At 70.6% G+C, this 17,729-nt stretch carries 16 protein-coding genes and 1 riboswitch; of the genes, 12 read left to right on the top strand and 4 right to left on the bottom strand.

Annotation, left to right across the window (positions count from 1 at the left end; genetic code table 11):
* Positions 1-57 precede the first annotated feature (57 nt).
* Positions 58-1,332, top strand: a complete 1,275-nt coding sequence (locus ACIRQ7_RS15530; protein ID WP_401476074.1) for an Ig-like domain-containing protein — start codon at positions 58-60, stop codon at positions 1,330-1,332.
* A 19-nt stretch (positions 1,333-1,351) separates the two neighbouring features.
* Here ACIRQ7_RS15530 and ACIRQ7_RS15535 read toward each other — a convergent pair whose 3' ends face one another.
* Positions 1,352-1,753: a hypothetical protein gene (locus tag ACIRQ7_RS15535; protein WP_401476072.1), complete on the bottom strand. Its 402-nt coding sequence runs from the start codon at positions 1,751-1,753 to the stop codon at positions 1,352-1,354.
* A gap of 271 nt (positions 1,754-2,024) precedes the next feature.
* Between ACIRQ7_RS15535 and ACIRQ7_RS15540 the strand changes: the two genes are divergently transcribed.
* The 6 genes from ACIRQ7_RS15540 to ACIRQ7_RS15565 all read left to right on the top strand — a co-directional run bounded on the left by ACIRQ7_RS15540 (position 2,025) and on the right by ACIRQ7_RS15565 (position 9,258).
* Positions 2,025-2,645, top strand: a complete 621-nt coding sequence (locus ACIRQ7_RS15540) for a heme-copper oxidase subunit III (RefSeq protein WP_401476069.1) — start codon at positions 2,025-2,027, stop codon at positions 2,643-2,645.
* Between the two features lie 75 nt (positions 2,646-2,720).
* Entirely contained in the window at positions 2,721-3,530 is an 810-nt protein-coding gene (locus ACIRQ7_RS15545) for a c-type cytochrome (RefSeq protein ID WP_404262805.1), read from the top strand.
* Complete coding sequence (locus ACIRQ7_RS15550; protein ID WP_401476063.1) at positions 3,527-4,591, top strand: Rieske 2Fe-2S domain-containing protein; 1,065 nt, start codon at positions 3,527-3,529, stop codon at positions 4,589-4,591. The genes ACIRQ7_RS15545 and ACIRQ7_RS15550 overlap by 4 nt, the downstream gene beginning before the upstream one ends.
* Positions 4,588-6,225, top strand: a complete 1,638-nt coding sequence (locus ACIRQ7_RS15555) for a cytochrome bc complex cytochrome b subunit (RefSeq protein WP_401476060.1) — start codon at positions 4,588-4,590, stop codon at positions 6,223-6,225. The genes ACIRQ7_RS15550 and ACIRQ7_RS15555 overlap by 4 nt, the downstream gene beginning before the upstream one ends.
* A gap of 178 nt (positions 6,226-6,403) precedes the next feature.
* Positions 6,404-7,468: an anthranilate phosphoribosyltransferase gene (trpD, locus tag ACIRQ7_RS15560; protein WP_401476057.1), complete on the top strand. Its 1,065-nt coding sequence runs from the start codon at positions 6,404-6,406 to the stop codon at positions 7,466-7,468.
* A gap of 125 nt (positions 7,469-7,593) precedes the next feature.
* Positions 7,594-7,710: riboswitch (SAM riboswitch) on the top strand.
* Positions 7,711-7,878: 168 nt separating this feature from the next.
* Positions 7,879-9,258, top strand: a complete 1,380-nt coding sequence (locus ACIRQ7_RS15565) for an aminotransferase class V-fold PLP-dependent enzyme (RefSeq protein WP_404262808.1) — start codon at positions 7,879-7,881, stop codon at positions 9,256-9,258.
* Positions 9,259-9,522: 264 nt separating this feature from the next.
* Here ACIRQ7_RS15565 and ACIRQ7_RS15570 read toward each other — a convergent pair whose 3' ends face one another.
* Entirely contained in the window at positions 9,523-9,804 is a 282-nt protein-coding gene (locus ACIRQ7_RS15570; RefSeq protein WP_401476051.1) for an Lrp/AsnC family transcriptional regulator, read from the bottom strand.
* Positions 9,801-10,481 carry a rhomboid family intramembrane serine protease gene (locus ACIRQ7_RS15575; RefSeq protein ID WP_404262810.1) on the bottom strand — a complete coding sequence of 227 codons (681 nt, stop codon included), beginning with the start codon at positions 10,479-10,481 and terminating at the stop codon, positions 9,801-9,803. Before ACIRQ7_RS15575 ends, ACIRQ7_RS15570 begins: the two co-directional genes overlap by 4 nt.
* A gap of 292 nt (positions 10,482-10,773) precedes the next feature.
* On the opposite strand from ACIRQ7_RS15575, the gene ACIRQ7_RS15580 reads away from it, so the two are divergent.
* The 5 genes from ACIRQ7_RS15580 (at position 10,774) to ACIRQ7_RS15600 (ending at position 16,419) form a co-directional block, all read left to right on the top strand.
* Complete coding sequence (locus ACIRQ7_RS15580) at positions 10,774-11,013, top strand: hypothetical protein (RefSeq protein WP_401476045.1); 240 nt, start codon at positions 10,774-10,776, stop codon at positions 11,011-11,013.
* Between the two features lie 18 nt (positions 11,014-11,031).
* Positions 11,032-12,405 (top strand): NYN domain-containing protein, encoded by a 1,374-nt coding sequence (locus tag ACIRQ7_RS15585; RefSeq protein WP_404262811.1) that lies wholly within the window; start codon positions 11,032-11,034, stop codon positions 12,403-12,405.
* A gap of 281 nt (positions 12,406-12,686) precedes the next feature.
* The gene (locus ACIRQ7_RS15590; protein ID WP_401476039.1) at positions 12,687-13,712 is read left to right on the top strand and encodes an NlpC/P60 family protein; all 1,026 of its coding nucleotides are present in this window, start codon (positions 12,687-12,689) and stop codon (positions 13,710-13,712) included.
* 250 nt (positions 13,713-13,962) lie between these two features.
* Positions 13,963-14,994 (top strand): NlpC/P60 family protein, encoded by a 1,032-nt coding sequence (locus tag ACIRQ7_RS15595; RefSeq protein ID WP_404262812.1) that lies wholly within the window; start codon positions 13,963-13,965, stop codon positions 14,992-14,994.
* A gap of 51 nt (positions 14,995-15,045) precedes the next feature.
* On the top strand, positions 15,046-16,419 hold the full coding sequence (locus ACIRQ7_RS15600; protein WP_404262814.1) for a hypothetical protein: 1,374 nt from the start codon (positions 15,046-15,048) through the stop codon (positions 16,417-16,419).
* Here the strand turns inward: ACIRQ7_RS15600 and ACIRQ7_RS15605 are convergent.
* A complete protein-coding gene (locus ACIRQ7_RS15605; protein WP_404262816.1) occupies positions 16,376-17,695 on the bottom strand; it encodes a glycosyltransferase 87 family protein in 1,320 nt (439 codons plus the stop codon). The two genes, ACIRQ7_RS15600 and ACIRQ7_RS15605, sit on opposite strands and share 44 nt — an antisense overlap.
* Positions 17,696-17,729: the final 34 nt, after the last annotated feature.

Below are 17,729 nucleotides of genomic sequence, written 5' to 3' on the forward strand. Positions count from 1 at the left end.
TCCCCATTTGCAGTCCTCCAGCGCGCTGAAACGGGGGATTCTTCATATTTTTGGGGCATGAGTTACAGACCTCGAACCCGGACGGTGCTGAGCTGCGGCCTCCTGCTCGTGCCCCTTGCGGTGAGCGCCACCGCTTGCGGGGGCTCGTCGTCGGAACCGCTCTCCGCCCAGCCCTATGACGCGGCCGACCAGATCTCGGCCAACATTCCCGAAGGCAAGCAGAAAGCGGACCCCAACAAGCCGCTTGAGGTCACCGCGAAGGGTGACGAGGCGCGGATCACCGACGTGACCGCCACCGACGCCTCCGGCCGGTACATCCGCGGCGAACTGACCGCCGACGGCAAGCGGTGGCACACCACCGTGCCGCTGGCCGCGGGCACCCGCTACACGGTGCGGGTGAGCACCGAGGAGGAGGACGGCACGCCCGGCCGCAAGACCCTGGTGGTCGACACCACGGACGCGGACTCCCGGCTGCGGGTCACCTTCGGCCCGGAAACCGGTGAGTACGGCGTCGGTCAGCCGGTCACCGCCGAACTCAGCAAGCCGGTCAATGACGCGAAGGCGCGGGCCGTCGTCGAGAGCGCCCTCAAGGTCGACTCCACACCGCGGGTCCAGGGCACCTGGCACTGGGTGGACGGCAAGTCGCTGCACTTCCGCCCGAAGGAGTACTGGCCGGCGCACGCCACGATCTCGGTGCACAGCAACCTGCAGGGCCTGAAGATCTCCAAGGGGCTCTACGGAGGCCCCGCGAAGCCCGTGAAGCTCACCACGGGCGACCGGGTGGAGGCCATCACCGACGCGGGCTCGCACCAGATGACGGTGCTGCGCAACGGCGAGGAGATCAACACCATCCCCGTCACCACCGGCAAGCCCGGCTTCTCCACGCGCAACGGCGTCAAGGTCGTGCTCGGCAAGGAGAGCTTCGTACGTATGCGCAGTGCCACGGTCGGCATCGCCGCCGGGAGTTCGGATTCCTATGACCTGCCGGTCTACTGGGCCACCCGGGTGACATTGAGCGGTGAGTATGTGCACGCCGCGCCGTGGTCCGTCGGATCGCAGGGCGCCGCCAACGTCAGCCACGGCTGCACGGGCATGTCCACCGGCAACGCCCAGTGGTTCTTCAACACCGTCCGCGTCGGCGACCTCGTCTCGGTCATCAACAGCGGCGGCGAGAAGATGACGCCGTTCGACAACGGCTTCGGCGACTGGAACATGCCCTGGAAGGAATGGCGCGACGGCAGCGCCCTGAAGAACAAGGCCTCCGACACCACAGGAGCCGCCGAGCAGCAGCGGGAACCCGCGGATGCTGCCCGGCTGCGCCCGCAGGTCTGAGGGGCCCTCAGGCGGCCGCTCAGGCCTGTGTGAGGTGCTTCGTACGCAGCAGTGCGGCCAGGGAGTCCGCGAACGCCACCGGGTCCACGGGATGGGTCACGGCGGCGTCCGCGCGGCTCCACGTCGCCAGCCAGGCGTCCTGCGGCCTGCCGATGAGCAGCAGCACCGGCGGGCAGTGGAAAATCTCGTCCTTGATCTGCCGGCAGACGCCCATACCCCCCAGGGGCGCCGTCTCGCCGTCCAGCACGCAGACGTCGATGCCGCCCTGTTCCAGGGCCTCCAGGACGGCGGGATGGGTGGCGCACTCCAGGATCTCGATCTGCGGAACATCGGCGGCGGGCCGCCGGCCGGCCGCCAGCCGGACCTGCTCGCGGGTGTTGGCGTTGTCGCTGTAGACCAGCACCGTGGCAGTCGCCTGCATCGTTCCTCCACGCTTCGTAGCGGCACAGCATCGGGTGGGACGTTTGCGCGGATGCTACTCCCGCACGGGGGGCGCGCAGGAGGGTTCGGACGGATCGAAGATCTGCCCAACGCGCCGTCAGGACTGGTCGGCGCGGCGTCCGGGGCCCCACGCCGCGGCCGTACTTCCCCCCTTCGAGCGACCGTGGGAAGGGCCCGTACGAGCAGGGCATACGCCCTTGACACACCGAACGGCACCCCCCGGAGTGAGGGCGGGATAAGCGACCGACATAATGTCGGTCGTGGCGACAGCAACGACAGTAGAAACCGGGCACGCGCACCCGTCGGTCAATCGGCCGAACCTCACCAGCGTCGGAACCATCATCTGGCTGAGTTCCGAGCTGATGTTCTTCGCGGCCCTCTTCGCGATGTACTTCACCCTCCGATCGGTGACCGGAGCCGAGTATTGGAAGGAATCCGCCGATGCGCTGAATCTTCCGTTCTCCGCGACGAACACAACGATCCTGGTGCTCAGCTCTCTGACGTGCCAGCTCGGTGTTTTTGCGGCCGAGCGTGGCGACGTAAAGAAGCTGCGGACGTGGTTCGTGATCACCTTCATCATGGGGGCGATCTTCATCGGCGGTCAGGTCTTCGAGTACACCGATCTGGTCAAGGAAGAGGGCCTCTCGCTCTCCTCCGGGCCGTACGGATCCGTGTTCTACCTGACCACCGGCTTCCACGGCATGCATGTGACGGGCGGTCTGATCGCCTTCCTGCTGGTCCTGGGCAGGACGTACGCGGCCAAGAGGTTCACCCACACGCAGGCCACCGCGGCCATCGTCGTGTCCTACTACTGGCACTTCGTCGATGTCGTCTGGATCGGCCTCTTCGCCACGATCTACCTGATCCGGTAACCCGGTCCTGACCGGACCCGCATTTCAGACATAGCCAAAGCATCGACGCAGAAAATCCTGACACCGGGGTAATCCGTGAAAAAGCTCTCCGCACGACGGCGCCATCCGCTGGCGGCGCTCGTCGTCCTACTCTTCGCGCTGGCGGTCACTGGGGGGCTGTACGCCGCGTTCGCGCCGGCGGACAAGGCTCAGGCCGATGACGCCGCCCAGTCTCTTGCCATCAAGGAGGGCAAGAAGCTCTACGCCGTGGGCTGCGCAAGCTGCCACGGCACCGGCGGTCAGGGCACCTCCGACGGACCGAGCCTGGTCGGCGTCGGCGCCGCAGCCGTCGACTTCCAGGTGGCCACCGGACGTATGCCGGCCCAGCAGCCGGGCGCCCAGGTCCCGGCGAAGAAGAACATCTACAACCAGGCCGAGATCGACCAGCTCGCCGCGTACGTCGCGTCGCTGGGCGCGGGCCCCACCGTTCCGGGCAAGGAGCAGTACAGCTCCGACGGCGCCGACATCGGCAAGGGTGGCGAGCTGTTCCGCACCAACTGCGCGCAGTGCCACAACTTCACCGGTAAGGGCGGCGCCCTCACCAACGGCAAGTACGCACCGGAGCTCGACGGGGTCGACCCGAAGCACATCTACGAGGCCATGGAGACCGGCCCGCAGAACATGCCGAACTTCGGCGACGGCTCGCTGTCGAAGGACAACAAGAAGGACATCGTCGCGTACCTCGGTGCGGTCAACGGCGATGACACCCCGAGCCCCGGTGGCCTGGACCTCGGCGGCCTGGGACCGGTCAGCGAGGGCCTCTTCGGTTGGATCGCCGGCATGGGCGCGCTGATCGGTGTCGCCATCTGGGTCGCAGCCCGGACTACGAAGGCCAAGAAGTCATGAGTGAGACTGGACGACACGAAGACGTGCCAGAAGAAACCCTTCCCAGTGAGCGGGAGACGGCTCACGACGGTGTGGTGAAGCCGGCGGAGAACCCGTTCGCCGACCCGGGTCTGCCGGCCCACGAACACCGCGTCCAGGACATCGACGAGAAGGCGGCCCGGCGCTCCGAGCGCGCGGTGGCCTTCCTCTTCCTGCTGTCCATGCTCGCGACGGTCGGCTTCATCGCCTCGTACGTGATCTTCCCGATCGACAAGATCGTCTACATCTGGCCGTTCGGTCACGTCAGCGCGCTGAACTTCGCGCTCGGCCTGACGCTCGGTGTGGCGCTCTTCTGCATCGGCGCCGGCGCGGTCCACTGGGCCCGCACGCTGATGTCGGACGAAGAGGTCGCCGACGACCGGCACCCGATCGAGGCCGAGCCCGAGGTCAAGGCCAAAGTTCTGGCCGACTTCGCGCAGGGTGCCAAGGAGTCCGGGTTCGGGCGCCGCAAGCTGATCCGCAACACGATGTTCGGTGCGCTGGCCCTGGTGCCGCTCTCCGGCGTCGTCCTGCTGCGCGACCTCGGTCCGCTGCCGGGCACGAAGCTGCGCACCACCGGCTGGCGGAAGGGCATCCGGCTGGTCAACCAGTCGACGAACCTCCCGCTGCGTCCCGAGGACATCGCCGTCGGCTCCCTGACGTTCGCCAAGCCCGAGGGCCTGGAGGACGACAGCGAGGACTTCGCCGAGAAGATCGCCAAGGACGCCCTGATGCTCGTGCGGATTCAGCCGCAGGAGATCAAGGACAAGCACGAACTCGAGTGGTCGCACGACGGCATCGTGGCCTTCTCGAAGATCTGCACCCACGTCGGCTGCCCGATCAGCCTGTACGAGCAGCAGACGCACCACGTCCTCTGCCCGTGCCACCAGTCGACCTTCGACCTGGCGGACGGCGCCCGCGTGATCTTCGGTCCGGCGGGCCATGCCCTGCCGCAGCTGCACATCACGGTGAAGGACGGCTTCCTTGAGGCCGCAAGCGGCTTCGAGGAGCCCGTCGGCCCGAGCTTCTGGGAGCGCGGATGAGTAACGAGACTGGCGCGGCAACCCCGCGCCGCGGCAAGGCGCCCGCGGGCGAGCGGGTCGCTGACTGGGCGGACGGCAGGCTGGGCATCTACAGCCTCGCCAAGTCCAACATGCGCAAGATCTTCCCGGACCACTGGTCCTTCATGCTGGGTGAGGTCGCGCTCTACAGCTTCATCATCATCATCCTGACCGGTGTCTACCTGACGCTGTTCTTCCACCCGAGCATGGCCGAGGTGACCTACCACGGTTCCTACGTGCCCATGCACGGGGTGCGGATGACGCAGGCCTTCGAGTCGACGCTGGACATCAGCTTCGACGTCCGCGGTGGTCTCCTTATAAGGCAGATTCACCACTGGGCGGCGCTGGTCTTCCTGGCCGCGATGATGGTCCACATGATGCGGGTGTTCTTCACCGGCGCCTTCCGCAAGCCGCGTGAGGTCAACTGGCTGTTCGGCTTCCTGCTGTTCGTGCTGGGCATGTTCACCGGCTTCACCGGCTACTCGCTCCCCGACGACCTGCTCTCCGGCACCGGCGTGCGGTTCATCGAGGGAGTCATCCTGGCGATGCCGCTGGTCGGTTCGTACCTGCAGATGTTCATCTTCGGCGGGGAGTTCCCGGGGCACGACATCATCCCGAGGTTCTTCACGGTGCACGTGCTGCTGCTGCCGGGCATCATGCTCGGCCTGCTGGTGGCGCACCTGATCCTGGTCTTCTACCACAAGCACACGCAGTTCCCGGGTGCCGGCAAGACCAACAAGAACGTCGTGGGCATGCCGCTGCTGCCGATCTACATGGCGAAGGCGGGCGGCTTCTTCTTCCTGGTCTTCGGCGTGATCTCGGTGATCGCCGCGGTCGCCAGCATCAACCCCGTGTGGGCGATCGGCCCCTACCGGCCCGATCAGGTGTCCACCGGCGCCCAGCCCGACTGGTACATGGGCTTCGCCGAGGGTCTGGTGCGTGTGATGCCGGGCTGGGAGTGGAACTTCTGGGGCCACACCGTCAACTTCGGTGTGCTGATCCCGATCGTGATCTTCCCGCTGGTTCTGGTCGCGATCGCGGTCTACCCGTTCGTCGAGTCCTGGATCACCGGTGACAAGCGCGAGCACCACCTGCTCGACCGTCCGCGCAACGCCCCGACCCGCACCGGCTTCGGTGTGGCCTGGCTGACCGCGTACTTCGTGATGCTCATCGGCGGTGGCAACGACCTGTGGGCCACGCACTTCCACCTGTCGCTCAACTCGATCTCCTGGTTCGTCCGGATCGGGTTCTTCGTCGGGCCGGTGCTCGCCTTCATCGCCACCAAGCGGATCTGCCTGGGTCTGCAGCGGCGGGACAAGGACAAGGTGCTGCACGGACGCGAGTCCGGCATCATCAAGCGCCTGCCGCACGGTGAGTTCGTCGAGGTCCACGAGCCGCTCGACCAGGAGCAGCTGCACGTGCTCACGCAGCACGAGCAGCCCAAGCCCCTGGAGCTCGGCCCGGAGGTCGACGAGAACGGCGTCGAGCGCAAGGTGTCGCGTTCGCGGAAGCTGCGCGCCAAGCTCTCCAAGTCGTACTACGGCGAGGACAACGTCATTCCGAAGCCCACGGCGGAGGAGTACAAGGAGATCACCAGCGGCCACGGCCACCACTGATCCCCGCGGCGCCCCCAGGGCGCCGAGCAGGGTGTAACGCCACCCAGAGGGCCCCGTCCTTCCCCACGTTCCCGGCTTCGGCCGGGCAGGGGATCACCCAATGTGGACGGGGCCCTCCGGCATGTCCGGGGCTCGGTAGGGTGACGTCATAAGCAGAGACAAACCAGGAGTGTGGACCATGAACGTTGTGACCCCGGTCGGCGGCGACAGCGTGGCGGCCCACACCTGGCCGGGCATGCTGGACGCCCTGCTCGAAGGCCGTGACCTCGACGCCGCGGACACCGCGTGGGCGATGGACCGGATCATGCGGGGCGAGGCCAGCGACGCGCAGATCGCCGGGTTCGCGGTGGCGCTGCGGGCCAAGGGCGAGACCGTCGCGGAGATCACCGGGCTGGTGCGCGCGATGTACGAGCACGCCCGGCTGATCGAGGTGCCGGGTCCGAGCGTGGACATCGTCGGCACCGGCGGCGACGGCGCGAAGACCGTCAACATCTCCACGATGGCCTCGATCGTGGTGGCCGGCACCGGCGCGAAGGTCGTCAAGCACGGCAGCCGTGCGGTGTCCTCGGCCAGCGGCGCCTCCGACGTGCTGGAGAAGCTGGGCGTCAATCTCGATCTGACCCCGCGGCGGGTCACCGAGGTCGCGCAGGAGGCGGGCATCACCTACTGCTTCGCGGTGAAGTTCCACCCCTCGCTGCGCCATGTCGCCAACGCCCGCGGTCAGTTGGGCATCCGCACGACCTTCAATGTGCTGGGCCCGCTGACCAATCCCGCCAAGGTCCGCGCCCAGGCGACGGGCGTCGCGGACGCCCGGATGGCGCCGATCATGGCCGGGGTGCTGGCCGAGCGCGGCTCGTCGGCGCTGGTGTTCCGCGGTGACGACGGTCTGGACGAGCTGACGACCACCGCGACGTCCCGGGTGTGGGTCGTACGGGACGGCGTGGTGCGCGCGGAGGCATTCGACCCGCGGGACGTCGGCATTCCCCTGGTGCCCGTGGAGGCGCTGCGGGGCGCCGACGCGTCGTACAACGCGGATGTGGCGCGCCGGCTGCTGGACGGGGAGACGGGCCCGGTGCGTGATGCCGTGCTGCTGAATTCCGCGGCGGCGCTGGTGGCGCTGGAGCCGGGCGACGCACCGCTGGCGGAGCAGATCCGGGCGGCCCTCGGCAAGGCGGCCGCCTCGATCGACTCCGGTGCGGCCAAGCGGGCGCTGGAGCGCTGGGTGGCGGCCAGCAACGCATGAACCGCCGGTGCCGCTGAACCGCCGGTACACATGAGCGGCCGGTGACGCAGGGTGTGACGCAGGGCTCAGTCCGTCATACGGACCGGGCCTTGCGCCTTTTTGCTCGTGTGGCATGATTCTGCCCAGGTCACGAGTGACAGCGATATGGCCCCGGCCCGCTGTCCGGCAACCCTCCTTCCGTGGCGGGGTGCCCCGGGTGATGACCAGGCCGCAGGCAGCGAGGTCTGCGGCAAGCGCGGATCCCTCGCCAGGGATCCTGGTCCTCGAGGGAGATCTCTTCATGATTCAGCGAATGCGATAGGGCCTGACGGCCCCTTTTCCGCCCCCTTTTTCTTTCTGCTGCGCCGCCGCGGCCTGCTGCCGTGCGCCCTTTTCGCAGCGCATTCGCTTGTCTCTCACGGGAGTTCGCCATGTCTGTTTCCGTCGTTGCCGCTGACCGTTCCGTTTGTGCCCCGCTGCCGGTTCTGGGCCGGGATGTCCTCGTCCCGCTCGTGACCGGTGGAGAGGTCGACTACGCCGCGCTGGACTACGCGGCCAGCGCGCCCGCCCTGCAGCGGGTCTGGGACGACGTGGCCGGCTACGCGCCGTACTACGGCAGCGTGCACCGTGGCGCCGGTTACCTCTCGCAGCTCTCCACCGACCTGTTCGAGAACAGCCGCCGGACGATCGCGGACTTCCTCGGCTGCCGCGCCGAGGACCAGGTGGTCTTCACCCGCTCCACCACCGACTCGCTGAACCTGCTGGCGGCCGCGCTCCCGGCGCACACCCGGGTGTTCGTCTTCGAGACCGAGCACCACGCCTCGCTCCTGCCGTGGGAACAGCGCCCGGACACCGAGGTGACGTACCTCAACGCGCCGCGCACCCACCAGCAGGCCGTGGACACCCTGGAGAAGGCGCTGGCGGAGCGCGAGCCCTATGGCCCGGCGCTGGTGTGCGTGACCGGGGCGTCGAATGTGACCGGTGAGCTGTGGCCGGTCAAGGAGCTGGCGGCCGCGGCGCACGCCCATGGCGCGCGGATCGTCCTGGACGCGGCGCAGCTCGCCCCGCACCACCCCGTCGACATCGACGCGCTGGACGTCGACTGGGTCGCCTTCTCCGGTCACAAGCTGTACGCGCCGTTCGGCGCCGGGGTGCTGGCCGGCCGCGCGGACTGGCTGCAGGACGCCGACCCGTACCTCGCGGGCGGCGGCGCCAGCCGCAAGGTCGCGCGGCGTGCGGACGGCGGCGTGGACGTGGAGTGGCACACCACCGCCGCCCGGCACGAGGCCGGTTCGCCCAATGTCATCGGCGCCTACTCCATCGCCTCTGCCTGCCAGGCACTGACCGAGGCCGGGTTCGACGATCTGGTCGCCCGCGAGCGGACGCTGATCGCCCGGGTCCAGGCGGGCCTGGCCGAGGTGCCCGAGGTGAACGTGCTCTCCCTCTTCGGCGACGACGCCCCGCGGGTCGGCGTCATCTCCTTCGTCGTCGAGGGCTGGAACAGCTCGCACTTCGCGGCCGCGCTGTCCGCGGAGTACGGCATCGGCGTGCGCGACGGCCTGTTCTGCGCGCACCCGCTCGTACGCACCCTCCTGGGCGGCGAGCCGGGCGAGCAGGGCGAGTGCGGCGCCCCGGAGGCGGCGCCCGGTGAGCGGTCGCTGAACGCCATCCGGGTCAGCTTCGGGGCGGGGACGCCCGACGAGCACATCGAGCGGTTCGTGCGGGCCGTCAAGGAACTCGTCGCGGACGGGGCCCGGTGGAACTACCGCACCGAGGACGGGCGTTGCGTCCCCGCGCGCAGCGCGGGCTGACGTCCCACGTCGCCGGCTGTCCCGCCGCGGGGGTTGCTCCCCTTGCGCCCGCGGCGGGCCGGTGGGGGCGGGCGCGGCTGCCTTCGCACGCGCCGGGGCCCGGACCCTGACGTGCCACTCCCACCGGTCCTTCACCACACCCAATGGGCCTGGCAGCCCCCGCGCGGCGGCACCGGCCCGCCGCGGGCGCGATGGCGATCAACCACGATCAACCGCTACGGCGGGACAGCCGAAAATGTGGGGGAGCCCCAAAAAGAGCAGTGCCTACGCGTCGAGCCCGATCGCGAAGGCCGCTTCGAGGTCGTGCTGGGAGTAGGTGCGGAAGGCGATGTGCGTCTCGGTGGAGGAGACGCCGGGCACCTTGCTGATCTGGCCGGGGATGACATCGGCGAGGTCGTCGTGGGCGGCGACCCGCACCATCGCGATCAGGTCGTGCGCACCGGTGACGGAGTAGACCTCGCTGACGCCCTCCAGCGCGGCGATCTTCTCGGCGATCTCCGGGATCTGGTCCACGCTGGTCTTGATGAGCACGATCGACGTGATCACTGCTGGCTCTCTCCCTCGGTCGCCGCTTCGTTCACCCTGGTGGCCCCCACAGTATCCCGCCCGTAGCGCACCCACGCGTAGAGGAAGCCGAGGGCGAAGCCCACCACATGGGCGAGGTAGGCGACGCCGGGGCCGTTGGGGTCGTCCTGGGCGGCCTGCCACTGGAGGAAGAACCAGAACAGCAGCACGATCCAGGCGGGGAAGCGCAACGGCAGGAAGAAGAGGAACGGGAAGACGCTGGTGACGCGGGCCTTGGGGAAGAGGTGGAGGAACGCGCCGAGCACGCCGGAGATCGAGCCGGACGCGCCGACCAGGGTCTGTCCCGAGGCGGCGTGCGCGGCGGCGTAGCCCAGGAGCGCCAGATAGCCGGTGACGAGGTAGAAGACGGTGAAGGGCAGCCGGCCCATCCGCGCCTCGGCCATCGCGCCGAACACGTAGAGGAACAGCATGTTGCCGAGCAGGTGCAGCCAGCTGCCGTGGACGAACAGCGCGGTGAGCGGGGTGGCCAGTGCGGCGACGGAGCCGCTCCACAGGTCGAGCGGGATCACGCCCCAGCGCTCGAAGTAGGCGGTCTGGGCCTGCATGAGGGCGTCGCCGGTGCCGTATATCCGGTTGAGACCGGAGGCGGGCCCGATCACGAAGACCGCGCAGCACAGGCCGATCAGCACGTTCGTCATCCGTGAGAACACCGCCCGCAGCGACCGGGCCGGGTGCGCGGGCCGGGGGAGTGCGGGGGGCCGGGGCGAGGAAGGGGAGGAGCCAGGGGAGGGAGACGGCGCCATCATGAAGTGATCATGACTCAATGCGGGCAATCGGGACAGAGTGCCTCGCCGCGTCCCGGCTCCTGGGCACGGCCCGCACCGGCCCCCCATCAGGCCGTAGGGTTACAGGCAGTACTTTGCGTACCTCCGCGTTCCGACGGCGCACCGCGTGAGCCACCGCAGCACGAGCACGAAAGAGGACGACACGATGGCGCTTCCCCTGCCGACGGCCGAGACCCGGTGGCGCTGCACCCTGTGCGGCAACCTCACCCGTTTCGACGTGACCCGACAGTCCAAGGTCGTGGAGTACGTCCACCTCGACCTGGCCGGGGAGCCGAAGGTGGAGGAGCGCGACGTCCTGAGTGAGAGCATCGAGTCCGTGCGCTGCCGCTGGTGCAACGCGGTCGACCAGATCGAGCTGGTCGACCGGCCGGGCGCGAGCGCCTGAGAACGGAGCGATGCAGCCGTGGTGGAGCGTCCAGAAGGGGAGCCGGGGGCGGAGCATGACGACGCACCCGAGGGTGCGGCCGAAGAAGTGCTCGACCGTCCGCTGCCCGAGGGCGTACGGCGCCGCGTCGTGGCGCTCGCCGCGGAGTCGTTCGGCGGTCTGACGATCGCCGAACTGCCGCCCCCCTTGCGGCAGTACGCCCGTTTCACCCCGACCCGTCGGGCCAAATTCGCCGGTAATGCGATGGCTTCGGCGCTGGAGAGCGACGCGGTCTTCCGGCAGCGGATCGCAGGCAAGCTGCGCGAATCCCAGCCGGAACTCGCCGAGGCCCTCGACCACGGCACGCCGCCCGCCGCCGCCGACCCGCTGGATGTCGCGGCGGCGGCCTATGTGATGCGCCCCGACGGCTGGGTCAAGCTCGTCGCCGCAGCCGGTGAGGAGGCCCAGCGGGCCCGCGCCGAGCGGGCGGGCGAGGAGGCCCAGCGGGAGCTGGCCCGGCTGCGCGAGGAATTGGCGCAGGCGCGTACGGAAGCCCGTACGGACGTCGACCGCGTCCGCGTGGACCTGGACGCCGCCCGCAAGGAGAACGACTCGCTGCAGCGCAAGCTGCGCAGCGCGCTGAGCGACGTCAAGCGCGGCCAGGCGGCGGTGCGCAAGGCCGAGGCAGCGCTGGCGGAGGCCCGGGACCGGGCGGCGACGGAGAAGACCGCGGCGGACAGCGAGCTGCGCCGGCTCAAGGCCCGGGTCGGCGAGGTCGAGGGGGCGCTGGAGACCAGCCGGCGGGCCGCCCGCGAGGGGCGCAGCGTCGAGGACATGCGGCTGCGGCTGCTGCTGGACACCGTCCTTGACGCCGCGCAGGGGCTGCGCCGCGAGCTGGCGCTGCCGCCGGCCAATGTGCATCCGGCGGACACCGTCGAGGCGGTCGAGCCGGGCCGGATGACACCGAAGGACATCGCGACCCGCGCGCTCTCGGACATGGATCCGGCGCTGCTCGACCAGCTTCTGGCCCTGCCGCAGGCCCACTTGGTCGTGGACGGCTACAACGTCACCAAGACCGGCTATCCGACGATGCCGTTGGACAAGCAGCGGCTGCGGCTGCTGGGCGGGCTGGCGGTGCTGGCGGCGCAGACCGGGGCGGAGATGACGTGTGTCTTCGACGGTGCGGAACTCGCGGCGCCGGTGCTGCTCGCGCCGCCGCGCGGGGTGCGGGTGCTGTTCAGCAAACCGGGCGTAACGGCCGATGAGTTGATTCGTCAGCTGGTAAGGGCCGAACCGCCCGGCCGTCCGGTGGTCGTGGTCTCCACGGACCGGGAAGTGGCCGACGGTGTGGCGAAGGCCGGCGCGCGGCCGGTCGCATCGGCGTTGCTTCTCAAGCGACTTGCCCGTACCTGACGCCGGGAAAAACGGCGCCGATTCGTATCTGAGCGTCAAATGGCGCTTACTGCCTGTGTGATGTTGGTAAAGGATGGGGTCGGTGACGCAGTTTTTTCCCGTGAGGATTTGAAGCGATCACAACTCGGTTACTAAGGTCAGGCCTCGAACCTTCATGCAGGTGATCATCCAACCGGGATGAACAGTGAAGGAACCGCCGAGTCCGCGGCGTTCACGCGGAGCCGGGGTCTCACCCCCCCCACTTCCCGGTAGGCGGCTGGAGGAAGAAGGAGCTCGCCTTCGTGGCGTCCCACCGTCGACCCAAGCAGCCGAGCCGTACTCGCGTCACCGTGCTCACCGCGACCGCCGCCGCGGCGGTCGCCCTCTCGTCCCAGGCCGCGCAGGCCGACCCGCAGCAGTCGAAGAAGGACGTCAAGTCCGAGGTCGACAAGCTCTACGAGCAGGCCGAGCAGGCGACCGAGAAGTACAACGGCGTCAAGGAAGACCAGGAGAAGCTCCAGAAGGAGGTCGAGGGCCTCCAGGACAAGGTCGCCCGCGGCCAGGGGGAGCTGAACCAGCTGCGCAAGGGTCTCGGCGCCGTCGCCTCCGGCCAGTACCGCAGCGGCAGCATCGACCCGTCCGTCCAGCTCTTCCTCTCCGGCGACCCGGACACGTACCTGGAGAAGGCCGCCACGATCGACCAGTTGAGCGGCAAGCAGGCCGAGCAGCTGAAGACCATCGCGGACAAGCAGCGCCGGCTCGCCCAGGAGCGTGCGGAGGCCGCGAGCAAGATCAAGGACCTCACCGAGACCCGCAAGGCGCTCGGTGACAAGAAAGACGACATCAAGGACAAGCTCGGCAAGGCGCAGGAGCTGCTCAACACCCTCACGGCCAAGGAGCGCGCCGCGCTGCAGGCCAAGGAGGACCGCGCCAACCGCAGCAACGACCGGGTCAACCTCGGTGACGACGTGCCGGCTTCGCAGCGCGGGGCGGCCGCCCTGGCCGCCGCCCAGTCGAAGATAGGGTCCCCGTACGTCTGGGGCGCGACCGGCCCCTCCTCGTTCGACTGCTCGGGTCTGACCTCGTGGGCCTACCAGCAGGCCGGCCAGTCGCTGCCGCGCACCTCGCAGGCACAGGCCAGCGCCGGCACCCAGATCAGCTCGCAGAGCGCGCTCAAGCCGGGCGACCTGGTGCTCTTCTACAGCGACCTGCACCACATCGGCCTCTACGCGGGCAACGGCCAGGTGCTGCACGCGCCCAAGCCCGGTGCCGCGGTGCGCTACGAGTCGATCGGCAACATGCCGTTCATGTACGGCGTGCGGGTCTGACCGACCGCCCCGGCGCTTCCGGACGTCCGGATGCGCCGGATCTGCCGCCCGAACGGGCGAATTGCGGCCCGCGCCGCTGACTTACCGCCCCGCCGGTGACCTGCACAGTCACCGGCGGGGCGGCTTTTTGCGTACGGCCGGAGGTCTTTGGCCGGTGCGTCCCGCCACGGTTACTGTCTGCCCTCGCAGCTGCCGGTCACCGACGCCCTCCCGGGCGGCAGGGGCTGCACACGGAAGGAGTGCGGCTCTCGTGGTCTCCCATCGCCGTACCTCGCAGCCCGGCCCCGTCACCCTCACCGGTGTCACCGTCCTGTCGGCCGCCCTGGCGACAGCGGCCGCCACGCTGTCCGCTCCACCGGCCGCCGCCGACCCCACCGGCGGGGACACCACGGCCTCCCGCGTCGACGCGCTCTACGAGCAGGCCGAGCGGGCCACCGAGAAGTACAACGGCGCCCACGAGCGGGCCGGGGAACTGCGCGAGCAGGTGGCGTACCTGCAGGACAGCACCGCACGCGCCCAGGAACGGGTCAACCGGCTGCGCGGCAGGATCGGCGCGCTGGCCGCGGCCCAGTACCGGGGCGGCGGGATCGACCCCACCGTCAAGCTCCTGCTGTCCGAACAGCCGGACAGCTACCTGGAGAAGGCCGCCGCGCTGAACCGGATCGGCTCCACCCAGGCCGGTGAACTGCGCGAACTGCGCGCGGCCGGGCGGGTGCTGGACCAGCGGCGCCGGGAGACCGCGGCGCGGCTGGCCTCCCTGGAGGCGGGCCGCAGGGACGTCGCGCGCCACAAGAAGGACGTCCAGCGCAAGCTCGCCACCGCGCGCCGGATGCTGCACGCGCTCCCGGCGGACGCCAGGGCGGCCTTTGACCGGGCCTCCAGGGGCGGCGGGCGCGACGGGGGCCTCCCGGACCTCCTCGGCGGTGTGGCGGCCTCAGGGCGGGCCGCAGCGGCCGTCGCCGCGGCCCGCGCCGCGGTCGGCTCCCCGTACGCCTGGGGAAGCACCGGCCCCTCGTCCTTCGACTGCTCAGGTCTCACCCAATGGGCCTACGGCCGGGCCGGCGTCTCCATCCCGCGGACGTCCCAGGCCCAGCGCGGCTCCGGCCGGCAGGTCTCGCTCGGCCAGGCGCAACCCGGTGACCTGGTCATCTACCGTTCGGACGCCAGCCACGTCGGCATGTACGTCGGCAACGGCCAGGTCGTGCACGCCCCCTATCCCGGCGCGCGGGTGCGCTACGACCCCGTCGGCATGATGCCGATCTCGTCCATCACCCGGCCCTGAGACGCCGCCCAGCATTTTTGCCCCGCGCGGGCCGCACATACGATCGGCCGCATGTCGGATCAACGCGCGGCGCGGCGGCCGCCGTCGGGAGCCGGGGTGGCGGGCGGCGCCGTCCTGGCCCTCGCGCTGCTCGCCGGCTGCACGCCGGCGGCGCCGTCGGACACCGGCTTCCCCGACGTCCAGGAGATGCTGGACCAACGGGCCCAGGCGGTCCGGAAGCGGGACGCCGCGGGCTTCCTCGCCTCCGTCGACCCGCAGGCCACCGGCTACCGCGACCAGCAGAAAAAGGTGCTCGGCAACCTCGCCGCGGTGCCGCTCGCGGACTGGCACTACGACCTCCTGTCGACCGGCGCCTTCCCGCTCCCGGACGGCGGCACCGGAGAGCGGCTGGCCGCCAAGGTCCGGCTCAGCTACCGCCTTGAGGGCTACGACACCGCGCCGGTCAGCGCCGTCCAGTACCTGACCCTCAAGGAGCGCGACGGGCGCTGGCGGATCTCTTCCGACACCGACGGTGAGGCGGCCGGGAAGACCGGCACCCGGCAGCTGTGGGACCAGGGCCCGGTCCGGCTGGTACGCGGCCGGCACAGCCTGGTGCTCGGCGGTGCCGGCGAGGCGGCCCGGCTGCACGACCTGGCCGACCGGGTCGACGCGGCGGTGCCCGCCGTCTCCGCCGCCTGGAAGGGGCCGTGGTCGCGCAAGGTCATCGTGGAGGCGCCGGACACCGTGGGGCGGATGGCGCAGCTGCTGGGCAGCGGTGAGCCGTCCGGCTACGCCGGGATCGCGGCCGTCACCACCGGCGAGGCGGGAGCCTCGGCGAAGGCCCCGGCCGACCGCGTGATCGTCAATCCGGACGCGTACGAGGAACTCAACGACATGGGCCGCAAGGTCGTGCTCACCCACGAGACCACGCATGTCGCCACCCGCACGGTCACCACGGCCGCCACCCCGCTGTGGCTGTCCGAGGGGCTCGCCGACTGGGTCGCCTACCGCGGCACCAAGCGCAAGGCCGCCGTCGCCGCCCCGGAACTCTCCCGGGCCGTCGCGACCGGCGCGCCGCCGGCCCGGCTGCCCACCGACGAGGACTTCGGCTTCACCTCCGGCGCGGACCGGCTGGCGAAGGCGTACGAAGGCGGCTGGCTGGCCTGCCGGATGATCGCCGACAAGTGGGGCGAGGCCAAGCTGATCGCCTTCTACCGGGAAGTGGGGCGGACCGGTGCGCCCGCCGGGAGCGCGGGCGCACCGATGGAGGCGCAGCGGGCGGCGGCGACCGGTGCACCCGCCACGGGCGGGCCGGCGGCGGCCAACGGCAAGGGGCAACCGGCCCGCGCGGACCGGATGGACCGCGCGATGCGGACCCAACTGGGCGTCGGTCTCGCGGAGTTCACCCGGCAGTGGCGGGCGTACGTGAAGGGTCAGCTGCGCTGAGCGAGGGCTCGCGCCCCGGCCGGCGGCCCGCGCCGGTGGACACCCACAGCCGGCGGCAGGCGAGCAGTGAGGCGGCGACCAGCAGGCCGTTGCGCAGCGCCAGTACGGCGATGCCCTGCCCGTCGCTCGCCACGACGTGCGCGAACCAGACGGGGAACTCCAGCAGCGTGACCCCGGTCGCGAGGAGTACCAGGACGGCGGGCAGCGCCTGCCGGCTCGCCCGCGCGCTCAGGCAGACCGCGGCCAGACCCACCAGCCAGAGCATGTACTGCGGGCTGATCACCCGGCTGGTGGTGGTGAACAGCAGGGTCGCGGTGAACGCGGCGTCGCAGAGCGTGGCGGCGGTCAGCTCCCTGGCCCGCAGCCGCCACAGCAGCAGCCAGCCCACGGCGGCGGAGGTCCCCGCGAGCGCGATCATGGAGACGAGCGGGACCATCGGGCCCAGGAACTCCACCGAGCCGTAGTTGAGCAGCACCTGACCGGACCAGCCGAAGTGCCGGGCCACATGGAAGACCATCGCGCCCAGCGATTCGACCTCCGTACCCCGGTCGCGCTGGAAGGCCAGGAAAGCCGTCGCGCCCGGCGCGGCAGCCATGAACCCCAGGGTCAGGGCCACCGCGGTGCCCGCCGCGCTTAGCCACAGCGCCCGCGCCCGCCGGCCGCGTACCGCCGCCCCGCACAGCACGAGCGCCGGCCACACCTTCAGCAGCGCCCCGAACGCGACCAGGGCGCCCGCCACCCGGGGCCGGCGGGCGGCGGCCAGCAGCGCGGCGGCGGCGACCGCGGCGACCATCAGGTCGTAGCGGGCGTACGCGGTCGGGCCGAGCAGCGCGACCCCCGCGATCCACGCCCACACACCGGCCGGCCGGCCGCCGGGGCGGCGGCCCGCGCGCAGGAACAGCACCAGCGCCGCGGCGTCCACGACCAGGACCACCGCGAAGAAGCCCGCCGTGTAGTCGAGGAAGGGCAGCAGCCCGGGGGAGAGGATGGCCAGCGCGGCGGCCGGCGGGTACTGCCACGTGACGTCGTCCAGGGGGAAGGTGCCGGTCTTCAGGACCTCGGACCAGCCCTGGTAGATCGCCGAGACATCGCCGGCGACGTCCGGCCCCGGCAGCACCAGCACCCTCGTCACGCACAGCAGGATCACCGCGCGCGTCGCCGCCCAGACCGCGACCGCCGGCCACACCCGCGCGCGGGCGGGGCCGCCGCGCGTCGGCGGCGGCGCTGTGCCGGTCGTACGTTCCCGGTCACCGGCGTGGCCGGCGGTGTGCTCCATCACTGTCCGATCGCTGGTCGTGTCCGGCTGTCCG

Source organism: Streptomyces sp. NPDC101393 (genome assembly GCF_044767385.1).
Lineage (GTDB): Bacteria > Actinomycetota > Actinomycetes > Streptomycetales > Streptomycetaceae > Streptomyces.